Origin of the sequence: Agrobacterium bohemicum (genome assembly GCF_001562555.1) — a bacterium.
In the GTDB taxonomy this organism is placed as follows: domain Bacteria; phylum Pseudomonadota; class Alphaproteobacteria; order Rhizobiales; family Rhizobiaceae; genus Agrobacterium; species Agrobacterium bohemicum.
Map to the genome: position 1 here is coordinate 1 of NZ_KQ961045.1, position 2,279 is coordinate 2,279.

General features: G+C 53.9%; 1 protein-coding gene. It reads left to right on the forward strand.

The features are described 5' to 3' along the window. Window positions 1-2,039, forward strand: a 2,039-nt coding sequence (locus ATO67_RS22115) for a putative Ig domain-containing protein (protein ID WP_158667395.1), incomplete at its 5' end; no start/stop codon positions are given. Window positions 2,040-2,279 lie beyond the last annotated feature (240 nt).

The following is a 2,279-nucleotide window of genomic DNA, read 5'->3' on the forward strand; positions in this document are numbered from 1 at the left end:
CAATTGCCGTATCGAATGGAATGGCTCCCTACACATTTGTGCTCGCCAGCGGAGATGCGCTTCCCGCAGGTTTGGCTGTTGATGCAGCCACTGGCGAAATCTCGGGCACACCGACATCGACGGGGAGCGCCAGCTTCACGATTGATATCACCGATGTCAACGGTGTGTCCGGCTCCGTGAGTTATACACTTGCTATCAGCGAGCAGCTTCCGATTGCCGGTGCCGTGTCTAAGACGGTTGCAGCAAACAGTTCGAACAATGCAGTCGCGATTGCTATCTCGGGAGGGGCAGCAGCCTCGGTGGCAATTGATACGCAAGCGACGAAAGGTACGGCCACAGCCTCCGGCACCTTGATCAGTTACACCCCGAACACAGGCTATTCGGGCTCCGACAGCTTCACCTACACCGCCACAAACCCCGCTGGCACCTCCGCACCAGCAACGGTCACCATCACAATAACAGCCGTGAGCTTCAGTTTCTCTCCGTCTGCTGGCGCCCTACCAAACGGAATGGCAGGGGAAAAGTATGGTCAGCAGGTAACGGCCACAGGTGGCATCGCACCACTCCGCTACAGATTGGCTTCTGGTGCCCTCCCAGGCGGACTGACACTTTCCTTTTCTGGCGAATTGTCTGGCACGGCTGATGACAATACTGACGGCCAATACAACTTCACGATCGAAGTTGCGGATGCGAACAATTCTACCGCATTGGCCGCCTACGTGTTGGAGCTGGAAGAAAGGACCGTTAGGGTTCAGAACCAAGCCATCGTTGTGCCAGACGGCTCTTCACCGCCTGACGCCAGACTTGATATGAGCGCAACGGGAGGACCATTCGACAGCGCCAACTTGGTTTCGGTCGAGCCGTCAAATGCTGGAACTGCGACGATCACGATGGGCGATTATGCCCAGGTGGGGCCGATCTCGCCCGTTGGCTGGTATCTCAAGTTCACACCTGCGTCCGGCTATTCAGGGACTGTAGTCATAACCTTCAGCCTGACCAGTGGTATTGGTAGTAGTAAGGGAACGGTAACCTACTCACTCGGATATGATCCAGCTGACGTTGCCACCGAAATTGACAGTCTCGTAAACGGTTTCGTCAAGACCCGTCAAAATTTGATTGCGTCCAGCATCTCTGTGCCTGGTCTAATGGAAAGACGCAAAATGGAGGGTTCCACAGTCCCCGTGACCACAAGTTTTCGCCCTTCCGGGAAAGGTGTGACGCTGGGCTTCTCCACAAGTCTGGCCCAGTTGGAGGCGTCTCGTGATGGTGCGGACGGTGTCGCCACGGACGGCCAGCTTATACCTTTCAACATCTGGATTGATGGCACCTTTCTGCTTCACAACCGCAGTCAAAACGACAATCGATGGGGCAGTTTTGCGATGGTTTCCGCTGGCGCAGACTACCTGTTATCGGACAAGGCTCTAATCGGTCTCTCCGTTCATTACGACCGAATGACAGATCCAACAGACCAGGACGCAGAGCTGACCGGTAACGGTTGGTTTGCTGGCCCCTATGCCTCGTTCGAAGTCGGTAAGGGCGTCTTTTGGGATACAAGCTTGCTTTATGGCGGTTCGACAAACGACATCGATACGGCGTTTTGGGATGGAACATTCGAGACGAGCCGCTGGATGGTTGATACTGCACTCAAGGGCCAGTGGTATCTTGATGAAGTGACAGTGCTGACACCGAAACTGCGAGCACTCTACCTTTCAGAAACCGTGGATGCTTACACCGTCGATAACGAGCAGGACGATGCGCTGACCCTTGACGGGTTCACTACGGAGCAGTTCCGCGTCAGCTTCGGAGCAGAGATCGCACGGCAGTTTACCTTGGAAAGCGGTTCCAAACTCGTACCCAAACTCGGCGCCACGGGTGGTTTCTCGGGTCTAGACGGCTCGGGCGCATTCGGAACGTTATCAGCAGGACTGAGTATGGAAACGCCGGAGCAATGGAACCTCGATTTCTCACTTCTCTTTAATGTCGATGGCGACGGAGAAAAAGCAGCAGGTGCTAAAGCTGGCCTAAGTAAGAGATTTTAAATTCGTGGAACAAACTTCAGCGAGAATGACACATGAAAACTCCCCGCGATAAGTCTGGTGTTCGTTGAGGTCATTTTTGACGTCCAAATGATCCAAATTTGGAACGATCCAAAATCACCGAACAAAACCAGTTACTTACGACATTTTTGTATTTTCTTTGTTGGGCACTGTTGACTATGTCGTTGGGTGTCCTCTATAAGTCCGCTCACTGACGAGGGCGGCGGCGCTGCTAGCGACGAT